18 protein-coding genes are annotated in these 25,004 nt (G+C 68.7%); 10 read left to right on the top strand and 8 right to left on the bottom strand.

Going from position 1 to position 25,004, the window contains the following annotated elements; translation table 11 throughout:
• Nucleotides 1-27 precede the first annotated feature (27 nt).
• Genes otsB through otsA form a run of 3 tightly spaced genes read left to right on the top strand, consistent with a single transcriptional unit; the run spans nucleotide 28 to nucleotide 3,996 of the window.
• Nucleotides 28-855 carry a trehalose-phosphatase gene (gene otsB / locus ISP17_RS04045; RefSeq protein WP_404630279.1) on the top strand — a complete coding sequence of 276 codons (828 nt, stop codon included), beginning with the start codon at nucleotides 28-30 and terminating at the stop codon, nucleotides 853-855.
• On the top strand, nucleotides 815-2,620 hold the full coding sequence (locus ISP17_RS04040) for a glycoside hydrolase family 15 protein (protein ID WP_404630277.1): 1,806 nt from the start codon (nucleotides 815-817) through the stop codon (nucleotides 2,618-2,620). The genes otsB and ISP17_RS04040 overlap by 41 nt, the downstream gene beginning before the upstream one ends.
• Nucleotides 2,617-3,996 carry an alpha,alpha-trehalose-phosphate synthase (UDP-forming) gene (gene otsA, locus ISP17_RS04035; RefSeq protein WP_404630274.1) on the top strand — a complete coding sequence of 460 codons (1,380 nt, stop codon included), beginning with the start codon at nucleotides 2,617-2,619 and terminating at the stop codon, nucleotides 3,994-3,996. Before ISP17_RS04040 ends, otsA begins: the two co-directional genes overlap by 4 nt.
• A 22-nt stretch (nucleotides 3,997-4,018) precedes the next feature.
• Here otsA and pgeF read toward each other — a convergent pair whose 3' ends face one another.
• Together pgeF and rluD are read right to left on the bottom strand one after the other, a co-directional pair.
• Nucleotides 4,019-4,795, bottom strand: a complete 777-nt coding sequence (pgeF, locus tag ISP17_RS04030; protein WP_404630272.1) for a peptidoglycan editing factor PgeF — start codon at nucleotides 4,793-4,795, stop codon at nucleotides 4,019-4,021.
• A gap of 3 nt (nucleotides 4,796-4,798) precedes the next feature.
• Nucleotides 4,799-5,773, bottom strand: coding sequence for a 23S rRNA pseudouridine(1911/1915/1917) synthase RluD (gene rluD, locus ISP17_RS04025; protein ID WP_404630270.1), 975 nt, complete (start codon nucleotides 5,771-5,773; stop codon nucleotides 4,799-4,801).
• A 71-nt stretch (nucleotides 5,774-5,844) separates the two neighbouring features.
• On the opposite strand from rluD, the gene ISP17_RS04020 reads away from it, so the two are divergent.
• Nucleotides 5,845-6,669, top strand: a complete 825-nt coding sequence (locus ISP17_RS04020) for an outer membrane protein assembly factor BamD (RefSeq protein WP_404630268.1) — start codon at nucleotides 5,845-5,847, stop codon at nucleotides 6,667-6,669.
• Nucleotides 6,670-6,897: 228 nt separating this feature from the next.
• On the opposite strand, the gene sucD is transcribed toward ISP17_RS04020, so the two are convergent.
• The gene (gene sucD, locus ISP17_RS04015) at nucleotides 6,898-7,770 is read right to left on the bottom strand and encodes a succinate--CoA ligase subunit alpha (RefSeq protein ID WP_404630266.1); all 873 of its coding nucleotides are present in this window, start codon (nucleotides 7,768-7,770) and stop codon (nucleotides 6,898-6,900) included.
• A gap of 11 nt (nucleotides 7,771-7,781) precedes the next feature.
• Nucleotides 7,782-8,945: an ADP-forming succinate--CoA ligase subunit beta gene (gene sucC / locus ISP17_RS04010; RefSeq protein WP_404630264.1), complete on the bottom strand. Its 1,164-nt coding sequence runs from the start codon at nucleotides 8,943-8,945 to the stop codon at nucleotides 7,782-7,784.
• Between the two features lie 319 nt (nucleotides 8,946-9,264).
• Here sucC and ISP17_RS04005 point away from each other — a divergent pair, with 319 nt between their 5' ends.
• Nucleotides 9,265-10,926, top strand: coding sequence for a sensor histidine kinase (locus ISP17_RS04005; RefSeq protein WP_404630262.1), 1,662 nt, complete (start codon nucleotides 9,265-9,267; stop codon nucleotides 10,924-10,926).
• Here ISP17_RS04005 and ISP17_RS04000 read toward each other — a convergent pair.
• Nucleotides 10,919-11,878, bottom strand: a complete 960-nt coding sequence (locus tag ISP17_RS04000) for a LacI family DNA-binding transcriptional regulator (protein WP_404631419.1) — start codon at nucleotides 11,876-11,878, stop codon at nucleotides 10,919-10,921. The two genes, ISP17_RS04005 and ISP17_RS04000, sit on opposite strands and share 8 nt — an antisense overlap.
• 361 nt (nucleotides 11,879-12,239) lie before the next feature.
• Here ISP17_RS04000 and pgmB point away from each other — a divergent pair, with 361 nt between their 5' ends.
• From pgmB to ISP17_RS03975, 5 genes are all read left to right on the top strand, one after another.
• Nucleotides 12,240-15,281 (top strand): beta-phosphoglucomutase, encoded by a 3,042-nt coding sequence (gene pgmB, locus ISP17_RS03995; RefSeq protein ID WP_404630260.1) that lies wholly within the window; start codon nucleotides 12,240-12,242, stop codon nucleotides 15,279-15,281.
• 66 nt (nucleotides 15,282-15,347) lie between these two features.
• Nucleotides 15,348-17,852, top strand: coding sequence for a TonB-dependent receptor (locus ISP17_RS03990; RefSeq protein WP_404630258.1), 2,505 nt, complete (start codon nucleotides 15,348-15,350; stop codon nucleotides 17,850-17,852).
• A gap of 131 nt (nucleotides 17,853-17,983) precedes the next feature.
• Nucleotides 17,984-19,249 (top strand): MFS transporter, encoded by a 1,266-nt coding sequence (locus ISP17_RS03985; RefSeq protein ID WP_404630256.1) that lies wholly within the window; start codon nucleotides 17,984-17,986, stop codon nucleotides 19,247-19,249.
• Nucleotides 19,250-19,284: 35 nt separating this feature from the next.
• Nucleotides 19,285-19,413 (top strand): hypothetical protein, encoded by a 129-nt coding sequence (locus ISP17_RS03980; protein ID WP_404630254.1) that lies wholly within the window; start codon nucleotides 19,285-19,287, stop codon nucleotides 19,411-19,413.
• 131 nt (nucleotides 19,414-19,544) lie between these two features.
• Nucleotides 19,545-20,951: a sigma-54-dependent transcriptional regulator gene (locus ISP17_RS03975; RefSeq protein WP_404630252.1), complete on the top strand. Its 1,407-nt coding sequence runs from the start codon at nucleotides 19,545-19,547 to the stop codon at nucleotides 20,949-20,951.
• A gap of 61 nt (nucleotides 20,952-21,012) precedes the next feature.
• On the opposite strand, the gene ISP17_RS03970 is transcribed toward ISP17_RS03975, so the two are convergent.
• From ISP17_RS03970 to ISP17_RS03960, 3 genes are all read right to left on the bottom strand, one after another.
• Nucleotides 21,013-22,575, bottom strand: coding sequence for a hybrid sensor histidine kinase/response regulator (locus ISP17_RS03970; protein WP_404630250.1), 1,563 nt, complete (start codon nucleotides 22,573-22,575; stop codon nucleotides 21,013-21,015).
• A 72-nt stretch (nucleotides 22,576-22,647) separates the two neighbouring features.
• Nucleotides 22,648-23,094, bottom strand: a complete 447-nt coding sequence (locus ISP17_RS03965; protein WP_404630248.1) for a response regulator — start codon at nucleotides 23,092-23,094, stop codon at nucleotides 22,648-22,650.
• Nucleotides 23,091-24,884 (bottom strand): sensor histidine kinase, encoded by a 1,794-nt coding sequence (locus ISP17_RS03960; RefSeq protein WP_404630246.1) that lies wholly within the window; start codon nucleotides 24,882-24,884, stop codon nucleotides 23,091-23,093. Before ISP17_RS03960 ends, ISP17_RS03965 begins: the two co-directional genes overlap by 4 nt.
• Nucleotides 24,885-25,004 lie beyond the last annotated feature (120 nt).

Below are 25,004 nucleotides of genomic sequence, written 5' to 3'. Positions count from 1 at the left end.
CATGCGCCTTGCTAGCGTGCTGCGTCGATGACCGCTCCCGATGACACTCCGCCCTCCGATCTGCCCGTGCCCCCGCTGCCCACGCCGGGCGCGCGATGGGCGTTGTTCCTGGACGTCGATGGCACCCTGCTCGACTTCCACGACGATCCCGCCGCCGTCGCCGTTTCGCCCGACCTGCTTGCGCTGCTGCAGCGACTGCACGCCGCGCTGGACGGCGCTCTCTCGCTGGTGAGCGGCCGCGCGCTGACCGACCTCGACCGGCTGTTCGGCCCGCCCTGGGCGATGGCCGGCCTGCACGGCCTGCAGCTTCGCCACGCGGACGGCAGTTGCCGCGAACACCCGCTCGACACTTCCGCACACGCGCAGCTCAGACAACGTGCCGAAACCCTGCTCGGCGCGCTCGACGGCATCGAGCTCGAAGACAAGGGCATCGCCATCGCCCTGCACTGCCGCCGTTCGCCCGAACGCTTCGAGGCCATGCGCGACGCCGCAACCGCCCTTGCCGATGCGATGCCAGGCTACGAGCTTCAGGCCGGCAACCTCGTGATGGAGATCAAGCCGGCCGGCATGGACAAGGGGCGGGCCGTGCGCGAGCTGCTCCAGCAGCCGCCGTTCGCCGGTCGCCAGCCGATCTATCTGGGCGACGACCTCACCGACGAGCATGCCTTCGACACGGTCGCCCGCGCCGGCGGCTGCGGCATCCGCGTGGGCCATCGACGCCCCACTGCCGCGCAATTCACGCTGCCTAGTCCTGCTGCCGTGCAGCATTGGTTGCTCCGCGTGCACCGCGCGCTGATGCAAGGAGCCACGCCGCATGACACCAGAGCGCACGGAGATCCTGCCGAACGATCTTGAGCTGGGCGTGATCGGCAACGGCAGCGTCGCGGCTCTCATCGACCAGCGCGCGCGCATCGTGTGGGCCTGCCTGCCCACCTTCGACAGCGACGCCAGCTTCTGCGCCCTGCTCTCGCCTCGGCGCGAGGGCGGCGACTGGAGCATCGAGCTGCAGGATCTGGAGCGCAGCGAGCAGTGGTATGAAACCAACACCGCCATCCTCGTCACGCGGCTGCACGACCGCCACGGCGGCGCCATCGAGATCACCGACTTCGCGCCGCGCTACCGTGCGCGTGGTCGCCTGTTTCACCCGGTGATGATCGCCCGCCGCGTGTGCCCGCTGGCCGGCTCGCCGCGCATCCGGGTGCTGATGCGGCCGCTGTGCGACTACGGAACCAGCCCCGCTACCGCCACCTCCGGCAGCAACCATCTGCGCTATCGGCTGGGTGACACCACGCTGCGACTGACCAGCGACGTGCCCGTGCCGATGATCGAGCGCGCGCTGCCGTTCGGGCTCGATCGCCCCGCGCACTTCGTGCTCGGCCCGGATGAGACGCTCGACGAGAGTCCGGCTGATTTCATCGCGCTCGCCCTGCACCGCACGCAGCAGTACTGGTTGGACTGGGTGCGCTACTTGTCGATTCCCTACGAATGGCAGGACGCAGTGATCCGCGCCGCCATCACGCTGAAGCTGTGCCAATACGAAGCCACCGGCGCGATCGTGGCCGCGCTCACCACCTCGATTCCCGAGGCGGCCGGCACCGAGCGCAACTGGGACTACCGCTACTGCTGGCTGCGCGATGCGGCCTTCACCGTGCGTGCGCTCAACCGGCTGGGCGCCACGCGCACGATGGAGAACTACATCCGCTACGTGTTCAACCTCGTCGCCGAGAACGACGACGCGGAGATCGGCCCGGTGTTCGGCATCACCTTCGAGCGCGAACTGCACGAGCGCACCGCCGATGCGCTGGACGGCTATCGCGGCATGGGTCCGGTGCGGGTGGGCAACGACGCCTGGCGACAGCGGCAGAACGACGTCTACGGCTCGGTGGTGCTGGCCTCGGCGCAGTTGTTCTTCGACCGTCGCCTCGAACACCGCGGCGACGCGCGCATGTTCGAACGGCTGGAGCGGATGGGCCGCCTGGCCGTGCGCATGGCCGAGCAGCCCGATGCAGGCCTGTGGGAATTCCGCGGCCGTGCCGCCGTCCACACCTATTCGGCCGCGATGTGCTGGGCCGCCTGCGACCGCCTCGCCCACATCGCCACCGAGCTGGGCCTGGACGAGCGCGCGCGGCACTGGCACGACGAGGCCACCACACTGCGTGCGCGCATCCTCGAACGCAGCTGGAATGCCAGCCTCGGCCATTTCGTCGACGCCTACGGCGGCGAGCATCTGGACGCCAGCCTGCTGCTGCTCGCCGACATCGGCTTCATCGAGGCGAAGGATCCGCGCTTCGTCGCCACGGTCGATGCCGTGGGCAAGGCACTGGGGCGCGGCGACCACCTGTTCCGCTACATCGCGCCGGACGATTTCGGCGCCCCGGAAACCAGCTTCAGCATCTGCACGTTCTGGTACATCGAGGCGCTGGCCGCCACCGGCCGGCGCGAGCGGGCGCGCGAGATGTTCGAGCGCATGCTGGCGCAGCGCAACGCACTCGGCCTGCTGTCCGAGGACATCGCGCCGGCCACCGGCGAGCACTGGGGCAACTTCCCGCAGACCTATTCGATGGTGGGCCTGATCCAGGCGGCGATGCGGCTCTCGCGCCGCTGGGAGGACGCCCTGTGAGCGGCAGCAAGAAGCCCGGTCGACTGGTGGTGGTATCCAACCGCGTGGCGCTGCCGCAGCAGACCGCCACCGGTGGCCTGGCCTCGGCAATGCGGGTGGCTATGCGCGAACGCGGCGGCCTGTGGTTCGGCTGGAGCGGCAAGATCGGCACAGACAGTACCAAGGTCCATCGCACGAAGGACGGATCGATCGACTACGCCACGATCGACCTCACCCGCACCGACCATGACGAGTTCTATGCCGGCTTCGCCAACCGCGCGCTGTGGCCCTTGCTGCACTACCGTCCCGACCTGGTGGATTACCAGCGTGACCATCTGGACGGCTATCTGCGCGTCAACGCGCTGTTCGCCGATCACCTGGTCGAGCTGCTCAAGCCCGACGACGTGATCTGGGTGCACGACTACCACCTGATCCCGCTCGCCGCACGCCTGCGCGAGCGCGGAGTGAAAAACCGCATCGGCTTCTTCCTGCACACCCCGCTGCCGGCCGCCGGCCTGCTGATCGGCCTGCCGCAGCACCGGGCGCTGTTCGAGACGCTGGCGTCCTACGACTTGATCGGCCTGCACACCGCGCGCGACCTGCGCGCGCTGGAGGAGTATTTCCTGCACGAGATCGGTGGCGCAATGCGCCCGGGCGGACGCATCCGTGCGGCCAACGGGCGCAGCTTCCGCGCCGGCGTGTTCCCGATCAGCATCGAGACCGCGCTGGTCGCGCAGACCGCCCGCGAAGCGGCCGAGCTGGAAGAGATCACCCAGCTGCGCGACAGCCTGCAGGACCGCGCGCTGATCATCGGTGTGGACCGGCTGGACTACTCCAAGGGATTACCCGAGCGCTTTCGCGCCTATGCCCACCTGCTGGAGCGCGCAAGCGCGCTGCACCGGCAGATCACCTTCCTGCAGATTGCGCCTCCCTCGCGAGGATCGGTGCCGGAATACCGCCAGATCCGCCGCGAGCTGGAGCGCCTGGCCGGCCACATCAACGGCAAGTATGCTGCGCCGGACTGGGTGCCGATCCGCTACGTCAACCAGTCCTTCCCGCACCGCCTGCTCACCGGTTACTACCGCACCGCGCGCGTCGCGCTGATCACCCCGCTGCGCGACGGCATGAACCTGGTCGCGAAGGAATACGTGGCCTGCCAGGACCCGAAGAACCCCGGCGTGCTGGTGCTCTCGCGTTTTGCCGGCGCCGCCGACGAGCTGACCGAAGCCCTGCTGGTGAACCCCGCCGACCCGGCCGAAGTGGCGAACGCGCTGGAGCGCGCCCTGAAGATGCCGCTGCGCGAACGCCGCCAGCGCTGGCGCGCGATGATGGAGGTGCTGGAGGAGCACGACATCACCGCGTGGTGCCAGTCGTTCCTGCAGCGGCTCACGAGCTGACCTGCCGCAAGACTCCGCCAACTCAGCGCGATGCCCCGCCATCCTCCAGCCAGATCACGCTGGCAAAGCGTCCGCTGCGCGCGCCGTCGCGGCGATAGGAATAAAACCGCGAATCGGTGAAGGTGTCGAAGCCGCCGCCGGTTACCTGCGTCACCCCCATCGCCTGCAGACGGCGACGCGCCAGGGCCGCAAGATCGCAACGCCAGTGACCCGGACGCGTCGGCACGAAGCACGACACTGCGCCAGCGTCGGTATCCACGAGCGCCGCGCGCACCTCCTCGCCCACCTCATAGCTTGACAGGCCGATGCATGGCCCCAGCCAGGCCCGCACCCGCGCGGGATCAATCGCCATCGCCGCCACCGTCCGCTCGATCACGCCCGCCGCCAACCCGCGCCATCCGGCGTGGGCGGCACCGATGACGCTGCCGTCGTCGCTGCACAGCAGAACCGGCAGGCAATCGGCGGTGAGGATCACCAGCGGCTGGTCGCATTCGCGGGTGATGGCCGCATCGGCGATCGGCTCCTCCAGCCAAGCGGCATCGCGTACCACGCATACCTCGGTGCCGTGCACCTGCTGCAACCAGCGCGGCGGTCGAGGCAGCTCAAGTGCCGCCTGCAGGGCAACGCGATTGGCCGCGACGGCCGCCGGATCGTCGCCGCTGCGCGTGCCGAGATTGAAGCGATCGAACGGCGCCATCGACACCCCCGGCCCCAGCCGCGTGCTCACGGCCGCGCGAACGCCCGTGGGCGCCCGCCACCCCGGCACGACCCAGGCCGGATCATCGCTGCGAAGGGGCATGCGCTAATCCTGCACCGGTCCGCGTTCGGCGAGATCCGTGCGCAGCGCCTCGATCAACCGCTCCATATCCGCCGGCCGCGGCGAGCTGAACGCCATCGCCTCGCCCGTTGCCGGGTGAATGAAGGCCAGCCGTTCGGCGTGCAATGCCTGGCGGCGGAAGGCGCGCAACGTGGCCGCGAGCGCCTCGCTGGCGCCCTTGGGCAGGCGCAGGCCGCCGCCGTAGAGCGGATCGCCGACCAACGCGTGGTGGATGTGCGCCAGGTGCACGCGGATCTGGTGGGTGCGGCCGGTCTCGAGGTTGCACTGGATCAGCGAATGGGCGCGGAAGCGTTCGCGCAGGCGGTAATGGGTGACGGCGCGCTTGCCGTCCTCTTCGTCGCGCACGGCCTGGCGCAGGCGGTCGCCCATGTGTCGGCCGATCGGCGCATCCACGGTGCCGCCGGCGACCAGCGTGCCCAGCACCACCGCCTCGTACTGCCGCTCCACGTCGTGGCGCGAGAGCATGTCCACCAGCGCGGTATGCGTGGCCAGCGTCTTGGCCACCACCATCAGGCCCGAGGTGTCCTTGTCCAGCCGGTGCACGATGCCGCCGCGCGGCAGTTCGGCCAGCAGCGGGTCGTGATGCAGCAGCGCGTTGAGCACGGTGCCGGCCGGGTTGCCGGCGCCCGGATGCACCACCAGTCCGGCCGGCTTGTTGAGCACCAGCAGCTGCTCGTCTTCGTGCACGATGTCCAGCGCGATCGGCTCGGCGGTGCTGGTCACTTCGGTGGCCAGTTCGGCCTCCAGCCGCACCTGCTCGCCTCCCCGCAGCAGCTGCCGCGGCGGCGCCTGCGCGCCGTCCAGGGTGATCGCGCCCGCCTTGATCCAGCCGGCCAGCCGGGAGCGCGAATAATCCGGGAACATCTCGGCCACGGTCTGGTCGAACCTGCGACCCGCGGCAGCCAGCGGCACCACGGCCTCGTGGCGAATGGTGGTCATGCCCCGCTCCGCGAGGCCCGGCCGGTTTCGGCTATCATGCCTTTTCGATCAAACATCTGAATTCCTTGCCCATGCGTATTTCCAAACTGCTCGTCGTGCTCGGCCTGGCCCTGACGATGAGCGCGTGCTCGATGTTCAAAGGCAAGCGCGACACCATCGACACGCTGCCGGTGGCCCAGCTGTACAGCAAGGCCCACAACGATCTGGAAAACGGCGACTACGCCGCCGCCGCGAAAGCTTATCAGCGTCTGATCGCGCGCTTTCCCTCCGGCGACTACAACGAGCAGTCGCAGCTGGAACTGGCCTATGCCCAGTACAAGGACAACGAGCCGGAAGACGCGTATTCCACGATCAACCGCTTCATCAAGACCTACCCCACCAATCGCCACGTCGACTACGCCTACTACCTGCGTGGCCTGATCAACTTCGGCCGCACCTCGGGCATCATCGAGCGCTACATTTCGCGTTCCAGCTCGGAGAGTCGCCGCGACCAGGGTTACAACCTCAAGTCATTCGACGACTTCACCGAGCTGACCCGCCGCTTCCCGGACAGCGCCTACGCGGCGGACGCGCGCCAGCGCATGATCTACCTGCGCAACGTGCTGGCGCAGTACGAGATCAACGTGGCCGAGTTCTACCTGCGCAACAAGGCGTTCGTGGCCTCGGCCGACCGCGCGCAGTACGTGGTCGAGCACTATCAGCAGTCGCCGCAGACGGCCGATGCGCTGGCCATCCTGGCGCGCAGCTACGCCTCGCTGGATCGCAAGGATCAGGCCGAGCAGGTACGCAAGGTGCTGGCACTGAACTACCCGGATCACCCGTATCTGACCGACCCGAAGTGGCCACACGCGCCCTCCACGCTGCGCAAGCTGGTGCCGTTCTCCGGCCATCACTGAGCGGAGGTTCGGGGCAAACGAAAAGCCGGCGATCGCTCGCCGGCTTTTTTGTTGTCCGGCAGGCCGCGATTCGGAGTTGCGGATGATGCGGCCCGGCTTCGCGGCGCCGCCAGTCGGCAGCCGGCAGCCGGCAGCCGGTAGCGGGTAGCGGAGCGATGCACGGACGACCGGACAAACAAAAGGCCGCGCAATGCGCGGCCTTTTGCGTCGGTGCCGTAGGGCGCCGGCTTACTTCATCAGCTTGGCGAGCGTCTTGCCGAGATCGGCCGGGGACTTCACCGTGGTGACGCCGGCCTTCTCCAGCGCGGCGAACTTGGCTTCCGCCGTGCCCTTGCCGCCGGAGATGATCGCGCCGGCGTGGCCCATGCGCTTGCCGGCCGGGGCCGAAGCACCGGCGATGAACGACACCACCGGCTTGGTCACGTACTCGGCGATGAACTCGGCCGCGTCTTCCTCGGCCGAACCACCGATCTCGCCGACCATGATGATGCCCTCGGTCTGCGGGTCGTCCTGGAACAGCTTCAGGCAGTCGATGAAGTTCAGGCCGTTGATCGGATCGCCACCGATGCCGATGCAGGTGGACTGGCCCAGGCCTTCGTTGGTGGTCTGGAACACCGCCTCATAGGTCAGTGTGCCGGAGCGCGACACGATGCCGACCTTGCCCGGCTTGTGGATGTGGCCCGGCATGATGCCGATCTTGCATTCGCCCGGGGTGATGATGCCGGGGCAGTTCGGCCCGATCAGCACGGTTTCCGGATGCTGTGCCAGCACGTTCTTCACGCGCAGCATGTCGAGCACCGGGATGCCCTCGGTGATCGCCACGATCACGCGGATGCCCGCGTCGATCGCTTCCAGGATCGAGTCGGCCGCGAACGGCGGCGGCACGAAGATCACCGACGCGTCGGCGCCGGTCGCGGCGACGGCTTCGTCCATCGAGTTGAACACGGGCAGGCCGATGTGCTCGCTGCCGCCCTTGCCGGGGGTCACGCCGCCGACCACCTTGGTGCCGTAGTCCAGCGCCTGCTGCGCGTGGAAGGTGCCCTGCTGGCCGGTGAAGCCCTGCACGAGCACCTTGGTGTTTTTGTTGACGAGAACGCTCATTCGCTAACTCCTCAGGCCTTGGCCGCAGCCACGGCTTTCTGCGCCGCATCGTTGAGATCGTCGGCCGGCGTGATCGCCAGGCCGGAGTTGGCCAGCAGTTCGCGGCCCAGCTCGACATTGGTGCCCTGCAGGCGCACCACCACCGGAATGGTCAGGCCCACTTCCTTCACCGCGGCGATGATGCCCTCGGCGATCAGGTCGCAGCGCACGATGCCGCCGAAGATGTTGACCAGGATGCACTTCACCTTGTCCGAGGACAGGATCAGCTTGAACGCCTCGGTCACGCGCTCCTTGGTGGCGCCGCCGCCCACGTCGAGGAAGTTGGCCGGCTCGCCGCCCGCCAGCTTGATCACGTCCATGGTGGCCATGGCCAGACCCGCGCCGTTGACCATGCAGCCGATGGTGCCGTCCATCGTCACGTAGTTGAGGTTGTGCTGCACGGCAGCCGCCTCGGCCGCGTCCTCCTGGGTCAGGTCGCGCATGGCGGCCAGATCCGGGTGGCGGAACTCGGCGTTGTCGTCGGAATTGACCTTGCCGTCGAGCGCGGCGAGGTTGCCGTCCTCGAGGATGGCGAGCGGATTGAGCTCGACCAGCGACAGGTCCTTCTCGTTGAACAGCTTGTACAGGCCCAGCATGATCTTGGTCAGCTGGCCGACCTGCTTGGCGTTGAGGTCCATCGCGAAGCCGAGCTGGCGGCACTGGTACGGCTGCAGGCCCTCGACGAAATCCACCACGATGGTGTGGATGTCTTCCGGGGTGTCCTTGGCGACCTGCTCGATGTCCACGCCGCCGTGCTTGGAGGCGATGAACGAGACCGACTTGGAGTCGCGATCGGTGAGGATCGACAGGTACAGCTCCTTGGCGATGTTGGTCGCATCGGTGACCAGCACCAGGTTCACCGGCAGCGCGCGGCCGGCCGACTGGTAGGTCTCCATGTTCGTGCCCAGCATGCCCTTGGCGGCAGCGCGGACGTCGTCGAGGCTGCGGCAGAACTTCACGCCGCCGGCCTTGCCGCGACCGCCTGCATGGATCTGCGCCTTGACCATCCACTGCGAACCGCCCAGGTGCTTGGCGGCATCGACGGCGGCGTCGGGGGAATTGGCAACCTTGCCCGGCGGAACGGCGATGCCGTACTGCGCGAACAGCTCTTTGGCCTGGTACTCGTGGAAATTCATTCGATACCTCGAGTGAATGGGGGACGTGTCGAACCCTCGCACCGAGGCCGGGGCGAGCATTCGGGAGAGTCGGACGGCGGTTGAGGAACGCTGCCGGCGTGCAAAGCGCTGCCAAGGTGGATAGGTCGTGCGCGTCATGGGCGCGAGGACCGCTCACCGCAAAACGGCGCAGTACGGCCGCGCATTTTCGCAGCAGCGGGCCCGGATGGAAAGGGCGGGCTGTGCCGGCCACGGTCCGGACCACGCTGCGCAAGGCGCGACGGCGCGTCTATACTCGCCCGCAACCCGTCCCGATTCCTGCCGCGGAGTGCGCATCGACGTGTCCAGCCCCGCCCTGCCGCCCGCCCCGGGTATTCGTCGGGCCACCACGGCCACCCGCCACGAGCTGTTCTTCCTGAACTACTTCCGGCTGGCGCAGGCGGCGGTCTATGTGGCGCTCGCCTACAGCCCGCTGGGCATGCAGTGGCTGAAGCTCACCCACCCGGATTTCGCCCAGACCGTGGTGGTGGTCTACCTGCTGGCGGCGCTCGCCATCCTGCTGCTGACGCGCCGGCTCACCGTGATCGCACCGGCCACGGTGTCGATCACCCTGATCGTGGACATCGGCGTGGCTGTGATGGCGGTGATCGCCATGCACGACGCGCGCATCGGCATCGCCATGATGCTGGCGGTGAACCTGAGCGCTGGCGCGCTGGTGCTGCCGCTGCGGCTGTCGCTGTTCTTCGCCTCGCTGGCCACGCTGGGCATGCTCGGCCACACCGTCATCGAGACGCCCGCCAACAGCGCCATCGACAGCCACGAGCTGGTAGAGGCCGGCCTGTTCGGCCTGGCCTACTTCGCCAGCACGACGCTGTGCAACGTGCTGGGCCGCCAGCTGCGCGCCACCGAGGCGCTGGCCGAGCAGCGCAGCATCGACCTGGCCAACCTGGCGCAGGTCAACGAGCTGATCATCCGCCGCATGAAGACCGGTGTGCTGCTGGTAGACGACGCCAACCACATCCACCAGCTCAACGAATCGGCCTGGATGCTGCTGGGCAATCCGCCGGCCGACCAGCGCGACCTGGGCAAGCTGGCGCCGGAGCTGTCGCGCCGGCTGTATCACTGGATGACCTCGGGCAAGCTGGACGAGACCGCCACCCAGCTGGCCGACGGCGTGCCCGAGGTGGTGCCGCGCTTCACCCGGCTGGCGCCCAACGACGACTCGCACGTGCTGATCTTCCTCGACGACACCTCGCTGGTGTCGCGTCGCGCCGAGGAGCTCACGCTCAGCTCGCTGGGCCGGCTGTCGGCGTCGATCGCGCACGAGATCCGCAACCCGCTGGCGGCGATCCGCTACTCCGCCCAGCTGCTGGCCGAGTCGCGCAACATGCCGCCGGCCGACCAGCGCATGGTGGAGATCATCAACAACCACTGCGTGCGGCTGAACGAGATCATCGAGAACATCCTGCAGCTGTCGCGGCGCGAGCGCTCGCGCCCGGAGACGCTGGACCTGGGTCACTGGGCGAACGCCTTCGTCGAGGAGTACCGCCAGGGCAACGACCTGGGCGAGGACTCGCTGCGGGTGATCAACTCCAGCGCGCCGGTGGCGGCGGTGGCCGATCCGCAGCAGCTGCAGCAGGTGGTGTGGAACCTGGTGCAGAACGCGCTGCGCTACGGCCGCCTGCCCGCCGAGCCGGCGCGGGTAATGGTGGTGACCCGGCCGGGCGAGCACGGCGTGCCGATCCTGGAAGTGATCGACCGCGGCCCCGGCATCGCACCCAAGGTCGCCGCGCAGATCTTCGAGCCGTTCTACACCACGCACGAGTACGGCACCGGCCTGGGCCTGTACCTGGCCCGCCAGATGGCCGAGGCCAATCAGGCCTCGCTGGAATACGTGCGCGTGGCCGGCGGCGGCAGCTGCTTCCGCCTCACGCTCACCCCGGCGCACGCCCGCCAGACTGGCGGCGAGCCGGCGGCGGCCGCGGACGAAAACCTCAGGTAGCGCGCACCATCAGGCTCACCGGCAGCACCTGCGAACCGACCGCCTCGCCGCGGATCAGCGCCAGCATCTTCTGCGCGAGCAGGCTGCCACCCTCCTGCCAGTCCTGCCGCACCGAGCTCAGCGCCGGCTGGAACGCGGCGGCCATCGGCATGTCGTCGTAACCCACCACCGAGACGTCGTCCGGCACCTTGCGACCCAGCTCCTGCACGGCGCGGATCGCGCCCATCGCCAGCAGATCGCTGCAGGCGAACAGCGCATCGAATGCCACCTTGCGCGTGGCCAGCGAATGCACCGCGTCGATGCCCGAGGCGAGCGTGAACTCGTCCCGCCGCAGCAGCAGCGGCTTCACGCCGTGCGCGGTGAGCGTGTCGACGAAACCATTGAGGCGCTCGAATATTTCCGGGTGGCTGGGATTGCCCACGAACACCGGATGGCGCCGCCCCTGACGCAGGAAGTGCTCCGCCACCATCCGGCCGCCCATGCGGTTGTCCGAGCCGACCACGGCGTGCGCATCGTCCTCGCTGCGCGCACCCCACACCACCATCGGCAGGCCCAGCTTGTCGAACCGGCGCACCGCGTCCTGGCGAACGCCCTGGCCGAGCAGGATCAGGCCGTCGGCCGCCTGCACCGCGGCCGCCGCCGCCCCCTGGCGCGTGGTCAGCAGCACGCTGTAGCCGGCCGCGGTGAGCTCCTGCGCGATGCCGCCGAGCAGGGTCAACGGGTACGGATCGAGCATGGTGCGGTCGCTGGAGGGCTTCATCTCCACGATGACCGCCACCGTGTGGCTGCGGCGCAGGCGCAGATTGCGCGCGCTCACGTTGAGCTTGTAGCCGTGGTCGCGCGCCAGCGTCTGGATGCGTTCGCGGGTGTCGGGCGTCACCAGCGGGCTGTCCGCAAGCGCGCGCGAGACGGTGATCTTGGAGACGCCGGCGAGCTCCGCCAGGTCCGCCATGGTCAGGCTGCCGGCGGCGGGCTTGTCTTTGCGGGAACGACTCAATGCATGGCCTCCGTACCGGAACGACGCGGGTGTGGCAACGCGACGGCCCGCCCGACGTCCCGCCAGTGTGTCGATTTGTTCGCGTTTCGTCTAACCCGTCGCAGTGCCGCAAAACATCGCCCGCAGCGGGCCGCAGAGGCCGCCCTGCAAAGCCTGCGGCGCCGCCCGCCGGCGTCCGTCCGCGGGCTGCCCATTTGCGGCGGCGCATCAATGATATCGATATCTTGATATCGATATCATTTGCTGTCATCTTCACGCCCCGTTGACCGGGCGCCAGTCCGGCGCGCGCCCGATAACCGACCACGCAGGGGGATCCTTGGACAAGCTCGACGCCGCACCGGCGCTTTCGCCGGCGCCGACCGCACGCACCGTCTCTCCTGCGCCGCCGGCGGCCGATGTCGATCCGTGGCGGATCGTGCGGCACAGCACCGATCCGGCCGACTTTGCCCAGGACGAGAGCCTGTTTGCGCTAGCCAACGGCGCGCTCGGTGTGCGCGGCGGGCTGGAAGAAGCGCCCGGCGGCTCGCAAGGCAGCTTCCTGGCCGGCGCCTGGGAGCGCACGCCGATCGAGTACCACGAGCGCTTCCCGGGCTTCGCCGCGCACACCGACACGCGCATTCCGGTGGCCGACGCCATCGGCATCCACCTGCGCCTGGGCGATACGCCGGTGCGCCTGGCCGAGGGCGAATGGCTGGATTTCGCCCGCGAGCTGGACCTGCGCGCCGGCTGCTACCGCCGCACGCTGCGCTGGCGCTCGCCGGCCGGCGAGAAGATCGAGATCCGCGCCGAACGGCTGGTGTCGCTGGACGAGCCGGGCCTGCTGGCCATTCGCTACAGCGTGCACTCGCTCGACTACACCGGCGCGATCACACTGGAGTCGTCGATCGACACCGCGCGCGATGCCATCGAGCAGGGCGCCGATCCGCGCATCGGCGTGCGGGTGGACGGCGGCTTCCATACCGAACAGTCCGACGCCGACGAAACGAGCGCCTGGCTGATCCAGCGCACCACCCACAGCGGCGTGCGCGTGGCCTGCATGCAGCGCCACCGGCTGGATGCCGCCCTGCACTGCCGCTACGGCGGCCACGGCGCCAACGGCGTGGTGCAGATCCACGAAGGGGCGCTGGCGCCCGGCGGCTCGGTGACGCTCGAAAAGTACGTCGCCTACGCCTGGACCACACCGCACGACGAGGACACCGATGCCGCCCTGCTCGCGCGCGCCGACCAGGCGCTGCTGCGCGCCCAAGCACAGGCGTTCAGCGGCCTGCTGCAGGCCCAGCAGCGGGCACTGGCATCGCTGTGGGAGCGCACGGATCTGCAGATCGAAGGCGACCCGCGCGTCGAGCAGTCGCTGCGCTTCAACCTGTTCCACGTGTTCCAGTCCAGCGGACGCGACGGCCACAGTTCCGCCGCGGCCAAGGGCCTCACCGGTGAAGGCTACGAGGGCCACTACTTCTGGGACGCCGAGGCCTTCATGTTGCCGGCGCTGGTGAACGCGGCGCCGGAACTGGCGCGCGGCATGCTGGCCTACCGCTACCGCACGCTCGACCGCGCCCGGGCGCACGCCCGCGAGATGAACCATGCGCGCGGCGCGCTGTATGCCTGGCGCACCATCAGCGGCGATGAGTGCTCGGCCTACTTCCCCAGCGGCTCGGCGCAGTACCACATCAACGCGGCCGTGGCCTGGGCGGTGCGCCTGTACGTCGACGCCAGCGGCGACCGCGACTTCCTGCGCGAACAGGGCGCGGAAATGCTCATCGAGACGGCGCGCGTGTGGCTCGACGTGGGCCACTTCAATCCCCGCCGCGGCGGCGCCTTCTGCATCCATTCGGTCACCGGGCCGGACGAGTACTCGGCGCTGGTGGACAACAACCATTACACCAACCGCATGGCGCAGAAGCACCTGCGCGACGCCGCCGCCACCGCGCGCTGGCTGGCCGCCGAGCACCCGCAGGACTGGGCCGCGCTGGCAGCGCGGCTGGCGCTGGACGAGCAGGAGATCGTCGCCTGGTCGCTGGCCGCCGATGCGATGTACCTGCCGGTCGATCCGGCGCTGGGCATCTTTCCGCAGGACGACGCCTTTCTCGACAAGCCGCGCCTGCGCGCCGTCACCGCCAGCGAAGGAAAGCGCCCGCTGCTGCTGGAATTGCACCCGCTGACCATCTATCGCCACCAGGTGTGCAAGCAGGCCGACGCCCTGCTCGCGCTGATGCTGGCCGGCAACGACGTGGACCGGTCGGCCAAGCGGCGCAACTTCGACTACTACGAAGGCGTCACCCTGCACGACTCCACCCTGTCGGCCTCCACCTTCAGCGTGCTCGCCACCGAAGTCGGTCGGCACGACAAGGCCTACGCCTACTTTCTCGACACCCTGCGGGTGGATCTGGACGACCTGCACGGCAACGCCGCGCACGGCGTGCACATGGCGGCGATGGCAGGCAGCTGGCTCGCGCTCACCTGGGGCTTTGGCGGGTTGCGCGTGGTCGACGGCCTGCCCAGCCTGGCGCCCACGCTGCCGGCCGGCTGGACCAGCTACCGCTTCGGCCTGCGCTGGCACGCGGCGCAACTGCGGGTGGAGGTCGAGCGCAACGGCGTGCGCTACACGCTGGCCGACGGCGGGCCGCTGCGCTTTCGCCACCACGGCACCGTGCACACGCTGGCGCCTGGCGGTTCGATCGCCCTGCCGCTGCAGCCGCAGCCGGCGCGCCTGCCGCGTCCGCTGAAGGCGGTGATCTTCGACCTCGACGGCGTGATTGCCGACACCGCGGTGGTGCACCACGCCGCGTGGAAGCAGCTGGCGGAAGAGATCGGCGTGGCGTTCGACGACGCCACCGGCGAGCGCATGAAGGGCGTGGACCGCCGCGGCTCGCTCGACATCCTGCTGGAGCGCGCCACGCGCGCCTACGACGAGGAGGAAAAACACGCCCTCGCCGAGCGCAAGAACGCGTACTACCGCGAGCAGATCGCGCAGTTCGGCCCGCAGCACCTGCTGCCCGGCGCGCAGGCGGCGATCGCCTCGGCGCGCGCGGCCGGCATGAAGATCGCGCTGGCCTCGGCCAGCCGCAACGCGCCGCTGCTGCTGGACCGGCTGGGCATCGCCGGCCTGTTCGACTACGTGGTCGATGCCGGGCGCATCGCGCGCTCCAAGCCCGATCCGGAAATCTTCCTCGACGCCGCGCGCGGACTCGGCGTGGCACCGCACGACTGCCTCGGCGTGGAAGACGCTGCGGCCGGCGTGGACAGCATTCTCGCGGCGGGGATGGCCGCGGTGGCGGTGGGCGATTCGCCCGCTCTGGCGCACGCGGATGTGCTGTTACCGAACGTCGCCGCGTTCGACATTGCTCAGTACACAACATAACGGCGAACCGGCGCGGCGCCGGGGCGTCGCGTCATCACACACAAGACTGGTGAGGAGTTGACACGAATGAATACCAAGCATCTGACCCGATTGGCACTATCGGCGGCGATCGCCGCCACGCTGTTGCCCGCGTTCGCGCTGGCGCAGGACGCCGGCGCACAGGACGGCAGCTCCACGCGCAAGGCCCAGGCCAAGCCCGATGCGAGCAAGGCGAAGAACCTGGACCAGGTGGTCGTCACCGGCAACGCCGCCACCGGCGGCCTGCGCAAGATCGACACCAGCTATTCGGTGACCACGGCCACGGCCGAACAGATCAAGATGGCCAACCCCAAGAGCACGGCCGACCTGTTGAAGATCGCGCCGGGCCTGTGGCCGGAATCCACCGGCGGCCAGACCGGCGCCAACATCGAGATCGCCGGCTTCCCGGGCGGCGGTGACGCGCCGTTCAACACGGTGCAGCTGATGGGCTCGCCGCTGTACGGCATGCCCACGCTGTCGTTCTTCGAGCAGACCTCGATCTTCCGCCTCGACGACACCATCGACCGCGCGGAAATCGTGCTGGGCGGCCCGTCGGTGGTGTTCGCCGACGGCCAGATCGGCGCCACCGAGAACTTCATCCTCAAGCAGGGCACCGAGGTGCCGTCCGGCAGCATCGGCGTCACCTACGGCAACGAGAACCTGCGCCGCGTCGACGGCTTCTTCGGCTTCCCGATCGCCAAGGACTGGTACGGCAGCGTCGGCGGCTTCTACCGCACCTCCGACGGCGTGCGCAGTCCGCAGTTCGCCGCCGACAAGGGCGGCCAGTACACCGGCACCCTCACCCACGACAGCGACAACGGCACCATGACGCTGTACGCGCGCGTGCTCAACGACCGCAACCAGTTCATCACGCCGATCCCGCTGATCCAGACCGGCACCGACAGCTTCCACGCCTATCCCGGCTTCGATCCGCTCACCGACACGTACTACAGCAAGGCGATCCAGCACGTGTTCCTGGCCGGCTATCCCGGCGGCGGAACCAGCGCCAACCTGGCCAACGGCCGCGGCGCCAAGATGACTTTCTTCGGCGGCAACTTCGACTACGACCTGGGCGACGGCTGGAACCTGTCGGACAAGTTCCTCATCGACGGCGGCGACGTCGACACCAACGCGCTGTTCTCCGGCTCCAACCCACTGACGATGGGCGCGTTCCTCAATGCCAACACGCCGGCCGGCAGCGTGGCCAGCGCCAACTACGTGGGCGGCGGCGCGGTCGACCCGAGCCAGAGCGTGATCTCGCAGGGCTGGTGGTACATCCACAAGCACCTGAAGAACATGAGCAACGACTTCCGCCTGAGCAAGGAGATCTTCGAGGGCAACACGCTCACCGCGGGCGTGTACCTGGCGCACTACACCGACGATGACAAGTGGGCGCTGGGCAACCAGATGCTGATGACCAACACGCCCAACGCCACGCCGATCACGGTCAGCTATGTCGACGGCGGCGTCACCAAGCAGCTCACCGACAACCAGGGCTTCCTGGACAACGGCGGCTACAACATCACCGAGCGCGGCAAGGCGACCAACAAGGCGTTCTACCTGTCCGACTCGTGGCGCATGGGCAAATGGCTGTTCGACCTGTCCGGCCGCATCGAGAACCAGGATGCGCAAAACGTGGTGTGCAACCTCACCAACCGGGACCTCGACGGCAACCAGGACACGCTCTACAACAACAACGTGCCGGTGTGTAACGGCACCTACTCCACCACCGACTACAACAAGACCCACCCCTCATGGACCTTCGGCGTGAACTACACGCTGGCGGACAACATGAGCGTGTACTTCCGCGCCAACAAGGGCGCGCATTTCGGCGACTTCGACAACGCGCTGCGCGGCAACACCACCGGCAACACGCCGCCGCTGCAGAAGGTGCAGAACTTCGAGGCGGGCTACAAGTACCAGTCCGACAAGGTCTACGCCGACATCAGCGTGTACCACCGCCAGTTCAACGGCCTCACCTACCAGCCCACCGACGGCGCCGGTACGCCGGTCGGCCCGCAGGCGCTTTACGGCTCGGACTCCAAGGGCATCAACTTCACCGGCTACGTGAGCCCGATCGACAACCTGAAGCTGCAGCTGGTGGCGAACTATCTGGACGGCCACTACTCGCACAACAACTCGTGCCTGAAGTACACCGACCTGGCCACCGGCCAGGACCGCTGCCAGTTCATCAACGGCGTGCAGCTGCAGCGCCAGCCGAAGCTGCACTACGCGTTCACGCCCAGCTACACGCTGCCGTTCGCGTGGGGTGACGTGACGGCATTTGTCACATACACCCACGTCGGCCCGCACACGCAGGACCAGTCGGGCCTGCAGCAGCTGGGCTCGTACAACACCATCGACTTCGGCGTGGTGGCGAACGTGGACAAGAACTGGCAGCTGCGCCTGCAGGGCACCAACATGACCAACGAGCTGGGCCTGACCGAGAGCAATTCGCGTATCTTCGGCGCCGCCAATGGCACCGACGGCGTGATCCTGGCCCGTCCGCTGGAAGGCCGCGAGGTCAACGTGCAGGTGAAGTACTTGTTCTGATGCAGCCACCGCGGGGCGGGCCCTGACCGGCCCTCCCCGCGGCGCGTGAGGGTTTACCCCGTGCGGTCCGGATCGCGTTTCACACCTGCGGCCCGGACCGCTCTTTTTGTGATGCACCGATCGAGAGCCGCATGAAACGATTCCGCATGGTCGCCGCGCTGGCGCTGATCTACATGGTGTTCGCGATCCTGCTCAACAGCGTGGGCACGGTGATCCTGCAGGCGATGGCCAGCTTCGGCGTGGACAAGCCGCAGGCCAGCCTGCTGGAGCTGTTCAAGGATCTGCCGATCGCGATCACCTCGTTCGTGGTGGCCTCGTTCCTGCCGCTGCTCGGCTATCGCCGGGCGATGATGGGCGCGCTCACCATCGTCGGCGGCGCCTGCCTGCTGATGCCGATGTTTCCCGGCTTCTACACCACTGAATTCCTGTTTGCCTGCGTCGGCGTCGCGTTCGCGCTGGCGAAAGTGGCCGTGTATTCGTCGATCGGCCTGCTCACCGCCGATCGCGCCGAGCACTCACGGCTGACCAACACCATCGAAGGCCTGTTCATGGTCGGCGTGCTCGCCGGCGGCTGGCTGTTCAGCGCCTTCATCGATCCGGCCAATCCTGCCGACCCCGCGTGGCTGCGGGTGTACTGGCTGCTGGCGCTGATCTGCTTCGCGGTGATCGCGCTGCTGGCGGTGTCGCCGCTGGACGAGTCGGCTGCACGCGACGCCTCGCGTCCCTCGCCCGCCGGTTCCGTCGGACAGATGCTGCGGCTGCTGGCGCGCCCGCTGGTGTACGTGTTCCTGCTGTCGGCGTTCCTGTACGTGCTGATCGAGCAGAGCTTCAGCACCTGGCTGCCCACGTTCAACAACGAGATCCTCAAGCTGCCCAACGCGATGAGCATCCAGATGGCCTCGATCCTGGCCGGCGCCACCGCGCTGGGCCGCATCGCGGCCGGCCAGGTGCTGCGCCGGGTTAGCTGGCATCGCCTGCTCAACGGCTGCGTGCTGGCGATGGCCGCGCTGGTGCTGCTGGTTCTGCCGCTGGCACGCGGCGTGACGGTGGACGCCTCGGTTGGCTGGTCCAGCGCGCCGGTGGCGGCCTACCTCATTCCACTGATCGGACTGCTGATGGCGCCGATCTACCCGGTGATCAATTCGGTCGCGCTGAGCTCCTTGCCCAAGCCCTCGCACGCGGCGATGACCGGGCTGATCGTGATCTTCTCCGCGCTGGGCGGCACGCTGGGCTCGCGCATCACCGCGATGGTGTTCGCCCGTTTCGGCGGCATCCACGCGTTCTACTTCTCGCTGGTACCGATGACGCTGGTGCTGGTGACGCTGTTCTTCTTCCGCCGCGAGACCGAGCGCGCCGGCACGGCGGCGCCGGTGGCCGTGGGCATGGCGGGGAAGTGATCCTTCCGGCGGCCGCTGTAACCCGCCGTCGCAAGATGATGATGTCCGGCGTCGGCGCCGCGGCGCTGGCGCTGGCGCTGGATGATTCCGCGCAAGATGCATTTTCGGGGGCTGAAGCGAAGGCATCCGCATCGAGCGCGACGCGCACGGTCGGTCGCGACTGACGCGCGGGCCGATGGGCACGACCGGGGCGTCCGCTGGGTGCCCACGCTATCCCTCCGCTACCGGCCAAACCTTTGCCCCTGCAGGCGCCGACGGGTATTCTGCCGGCACCCCGCACAGCGCAAGGCACGCCATGAGCCTACAGACCGTTCTGGTCGTCGACGACGAACGCGATATTCGCGAACTGCTCACCATCACCCTGGGCCGCATGGACCTGCAGGTGGATGCCGTGGGCACCGTTGCCGAGGCCCGACGCGCGCTGGGCGAGCGCAGCTACGACCTGTGCTTCACCGACATGCGCCTGCCCGACGGCACCGGCCACGAGGTGATCGAGCTGATCGCCGAAGAGCATCCCGACACGCCGGTGGCGATGATCACCGCCTACGGCAACGTCGATGCGGCGGTGAGCGCGCTCAAGGCCGGAGCGTTCGACTTCGTCTCCAAGCCGGTGGATATCCAGATGCTGAGGCGGCTGGTGCGCACCGCGCTGAAGCTGGCCGAGGAAAAGCGCGGCGAAGCCGGCGCCGGCGCGGCGGCCAGCTCCAGCGAGCGGCTGATCGGCGACTCGCCCGCCATGCAGCAGGTGCGCGCCACCATCGGCAAGCTCGCGCGCAACCAGGCGCCGGTGTACATCGCCGGCGAGTCCGGCGTGGGCAAGGAGCTGGTGGCGCGGCTGATCCACGAGCAGGGCCCGCGCGCCAGCGGCCCGTTCATTCCGGTGAATTGCGGCGCGATTCCCACCGAGCTGATGGAAAGCGAGTTCTTCGGCCATCGCAAGGGCAGCTTCACCGGCGCCAGCAGCGACAAGGAAGGCCTGTTCCAGGCTGCCAACGGCGGCACGCTGTTCCTCGACGAGGTGGCCGAACTGCCGCTGCACATGCAGGTGAAGCTGCTGCGCGCGATCCAGGAAAAGGCCGTGCGCCCGATCGGCGCGCGCGAGGAAGTGCTGGTGGACGTGCGCATCCTGTCGGCCACCCACAAGAACCTCGCCGCGCTGGTCGAGCAGGGCCAGTTCCGCCAGGACCTGTTCTATCGCATCAACGTGATCGAGCTGCGCGTGCCGCCGCTGCGCGAGCGGCGCGGCGACGTGCCGCTGCTGGCCGCGCACATCCTGCGGCAGCTGGCCGCCAAGAGCGGCGGCGCGCCCGGCCGGCTGCTTCCCGCGGCGCAGCAGGCGCTGGACGACTACGACTTCCCCGGCAACGTGCGCGAGCTGGAGAACGTGCTGGAGCGCGCGATGGCGATGAGCGACGGCGAGTCGATCGACGCCTCCGACCTGATGCTGCCCCAGCGTGCGCCGCGACCGGCCTTCGATGCCGGCATGGCCCCGCCGGCTGCAATGGCGACCGCCGCGGCGGCCGCGCCGCCGGGAGCGCCGGGCAGCGGCGTGGCGCTGGAGGATTACATCAGCAACCTCGAGCGCACCGCGATCATGAAGGCGCTGGAGGAGTCGCGCTACAACAAGACCGCGGCGGCGAAGAAGCTCGGCATCACCTTCCGCGCGCTGCGCTACAAGCTGAAGAAACTCGGCATCGACTGATTGTCGATCGACTGATCCCGCGCCCGACACCGTCGCGCGCGGACAAGAACAAGGCCGCCGCTCAGGCGGCCTCGTTGCTTCCCAGGGCCTTGCGCAGGGAGAGCAGCAGGGCGCGGGTGGTCACCGGCTTGTTCACCACGTGCAGGTGATCGAGCGCCGGCAGCTCGTCGAGGTTCGGCGGCGCGTCCGGCCGGGCCAGCAGCAGCACCGGCCCGTTGTAGCCGTGGTCGACCAGCGCGGCCAGCGTGCGCACGCCGGTGAACAGGTTCATCTCCGCGTCCATCACCACCGCCTCGGGCACGCCGTGCGACTCGATCCACTGCAGCGCGGCGGTGCCGCTCTGGCTGGTGTGCACCTGGTAGCCGTAGGCGTCGAGCATGTCCGACAGCAGCGAGAGCTGGGCAGCCTCTTCCACCACCACCAGCACGCGTTCGGCATTGCCCTCGAAACTGTCGCCGTCCAGCGCCTGGGCCGCGGCGTCGTCGCGCAGCTCGGTCAACGGGATGTAGAGCTGGAAGCGGGTGCCCTCGCCGGGACGGCTCTCCACCCGCATCACGCCACCGTGGCTGGCCACGATGCGCTTGCACGAGAGCAGGCCCAGGCCGGTGCCGGTCTTCTTGGTGGTGAAGAACGGCTCGAACAGGCGCTCCAGCGTGTCCTCATCCATGCCTTCGCCGGTGTCGGCGACGACCAGGCACAGGTATTCGCCGTCGCGTGGCTCCTCGCCGGGCAGGAAGAAATCCTCCGGCAGGCGGCAGCGCGACGAGGCGATGCGCAGGTGGCCGCCGTCGGGCATCGCCTGGATCGCGTTGAGGCAGAGGTTGAGCAGGCACTGCTGCAACTCGGTGTGGTTGCCCTCGAAGGACAGGTCCGGATCATCCAGCGCCACTTCCATCGCGATGGAACGGGGCAGCGAGCCCTGCAGCAGCAGGTCCAGCGCCTCCAGCAGCCCGCCCAGCCGCACCTGCTCGGCACGGCGCGCACCGCGGGCGAAGGACAGCATCGACTGCACCATGTCCAGCCCGCGCTTGCCGCAGTCGCGCACCAGCGCGCCGAGCCGCGCCAGGCGCGGATCGTCGGCGTAGTCCTGCAGGCTGTCGCCGGCCAACAGCAGCGGCTGCAGCAGGTTGCGCAGGTCGTGGCTGAGGCCGCCGGCGAGCATCGCCAGCGCCTCGAAGCGCTGCGCGCGGATCAGCTCCGACTCGGCCCGGCGCGCGGCGCGCTGCGCCTCCGCCTCGCTGAGCGCGCGGCGCACCGCGCTGGCCAGCCGCGCGGGATTCTGCTTGAGGATGTAATCGGTGGCGCCGTTGCGCAGCGCCTCGATCGCCGCCTCTTCGCCCAGCGTGGCCGAGATGAAGATGAACGGCGTGTCGTCGTCGCGCGCGCGCAGCAGTTCCAGCGCGCGCTGGCCGGAGAAGCCCGGCATGCTGAGGTCGGACAGCACGATGTCCGGCTGGAAGGTTTCCAGCGCCTCGACGTACGGCTGCTCGTCGTCGACCAGCAGCACCTCGTAGTCGAAGCCGTCGGCATCGAGCTCGCCCAGCACCAGCTCGGCGTCGAGTGCACTGTCTTCGACCTGCAGTATGCGGATGGTGGCCATCGCGCGGTTCAAGCTGTTGGGCATGGATGCATCCCGGAGATACCGTCCCTGACTGCCGCACGTTAGCGCGCGGCGGTTTCCGTGTCCTGAACCGGCTCAGTCCAGCTCGGGGGCCTGGTTGAGCACCGCCCAGAACTGGCCGAGCGTGCGCACCGCCTCGAAGAACTGGTCCACGTCGACCGGCTTGATCACGTAGGCGTTCACGCCCAGGTCCCAGCTGCGCGCCAGGTCGCTCTCCTCGCGCGAGGAGGACAGGATCACCACCGGGATGCGCCGCATGCGCTCGTCCGCGCGCATCTGGGTGAGCACGTCCAGGCCGTTCATGCGCGGCATCTTGATGTCCAGCAGCACCACCGCCGGATCGAGCCGCTCGCGATCGGCCCAGGCGCCGCGGGCGTAGAGGTAGTCGAGACAGTCGACGCCGTCCTCCAGGTGGACCACCGGGTTGACCAGATTGGCCTCGCGCAGGGCGTCCATCGCCATCTCGGCGTCGGCCTGGCTGTCTTCCACCAGGAGGATGGTGCGGATGAAACGGTCGTTCATGAACGGTCCTGTCTACGAGTGTCGCCGGCTTCAGAGGCTGGCAGGGAAAAATGGAAGCGCGCGCCCTGACCCGGCTCGCCCTCGGCCCATACGCGCCCGCCGTGGCGGGCCACGATGCGCCTCACGTTGGCCAGGCCGATGCCGTTGCCCGGGAATTCCGAGGCGCGATGCAGTCGCTGGAACACGCCGAACAGCTTGCCGGCGTATTCCATGTCGAACCCGGCGCCGTTGTCGGCGACGGTGAACTGGTAGTCGCCGCCGGGGGCGCGCGACGTGTCGACGGTGATCTTCGCCAGCTCGCGCTGGCCGGTGTATTTCACGGCGTTGCCGATCAGGTTCTGCCACACGGTGCGCAGCATGTTCTCGTCGCCTACCACCACCGGCAACGGAGCGATCTTCCACTCGATGCGGCGACCGGCGGTGTCGGTTTCGGTCAGCGCGCGCGCCTCCTCCACCAGCGACTGCATGTCCACCGGCTGCATGCGCATGGCGCCGCGACCGAGCCGCGAGAACACCAGCAGGTCGTCGATCAGCTGGGCCATGCGCTGGGCGGCGCTGGAGATCACTTCCAGATAGTGGTGGCCCTTCTCGTCCAGCCGCTCGCCGAGGTGGCGCTCCAGCTTGCCGGCGAAACCGGCGATGTGCCGCAGCGGCGCGCGCAGGTCGTGCGATACCGAATAGCTGAACGCCTCCAGCTCGCGGTTGACGTCGGAGACCTGCTCCACCTTGCCTTCGAGCTGGCGATTGAGCTCCTTGACCTGCTTCTCCACCAGGGCGCGCACGGTGATGTCGCTCACCGTCATCAGCAGGGCCGGTGCGTCGGACTCCTGTTGCAGGCGACGAGCGTTGATCACCACGCGGCGGTCGGCACCGTCGGCGGTGCGCTGGTTGAGCTCGTAATCCCACAGCTCGCGATCGCGCGACATCACGTCGGACAGGCGCTGCAGCAGCGGGCCGTCGTTCCACGCGCCGCCGCCCAGCTCGGCCAGCGGCAGCGAACGCCGCTCCTCGGCGTCCAGGCCGTAGAGCTCGGCGAAGGCGGTGTTCACCAGCAGGGTGTTGAGCCGGCCGTCCAGCAGCACGATCGGCTCGCGCACCGCCTGCACGATCTGCCGCGAGCGCCGCACCGCCAGGCTCTCGCGCTCCTCGGCGCGCAGGCGCTGGCCGATCTGCCGCTCGGACACCACCACGATGATCCCCAGCAGCAATACCTGCGCCAGGGCGCCAATGCCCAGTACCAGCTTGTAGTTGAACGACTGCGCGGCCGCCGCCTCGCGCCGCGCGGTGAGCAGCTGGTCTTCGGTGGACACGATCTTGTCGAGCACGTCGCCGATCACGAACAGGCTGCCGGCATCGACCAGCGCCTTTTCCGCACCCTCGCGATCGCCGTGCCGCGCGCGCCACAGGGCTTGCCACATCAGCGTGGCGCGGCCGTTGACGGTGGTTTCCAGCGAGCCGACCAGCGCCTGCTGGTCGGCGTTGTCGCGGGTGTAGTCGCGCAGCTGCCAGATCAGTTTGGAGATCTGCCTGGTCGCGTCGTCCAGGCGCTCCTGCGCATCCTTGTCCTCGCCGGCCATCACGATGCGATAGGTGGCCGCCTCGGCATCGCGGCTGAGAAAGGCGATGCGGTAGGTGATCGATTTCACCTCGGACGAATGGGTCACCCACTCCGACGCACGCAGGGCCTCGGTGGAGGTGTTGCGGGTGATCACGTAGGGCAGCGCCACGATCACCGCGACCGACAACAGCAGGCCGATCACACGCCAGCGCAGGAAGCTCAGGTTCCTCATGGGCATTGCGGGACGGGTCCTGGACAGACGTATCGCGGCATTCTGGCATGCCGCGGCGGGCCGTCCGGCGCCTGCCCGTCCGCGCGGGGCCGGCCGCAGCCGCCCGCTTCCTTGCCGCCG

Source organism: Dyella ginsengisoli, from assembly GCF_044904665.1.
Classification (GTDB): domain Bacteria; phylum Pseudomonadota; class Gammaproteobacteria; order Xanthomonadales; family Rhodanobacteraceae; genus Dyella_A; species Dyella_A ginsengisoli.
The sequence above is the reverse complement of the archived record's forward strand: the minus strand, read 5'-3'. Positions and strand labels throughout refer to the sequence as shown.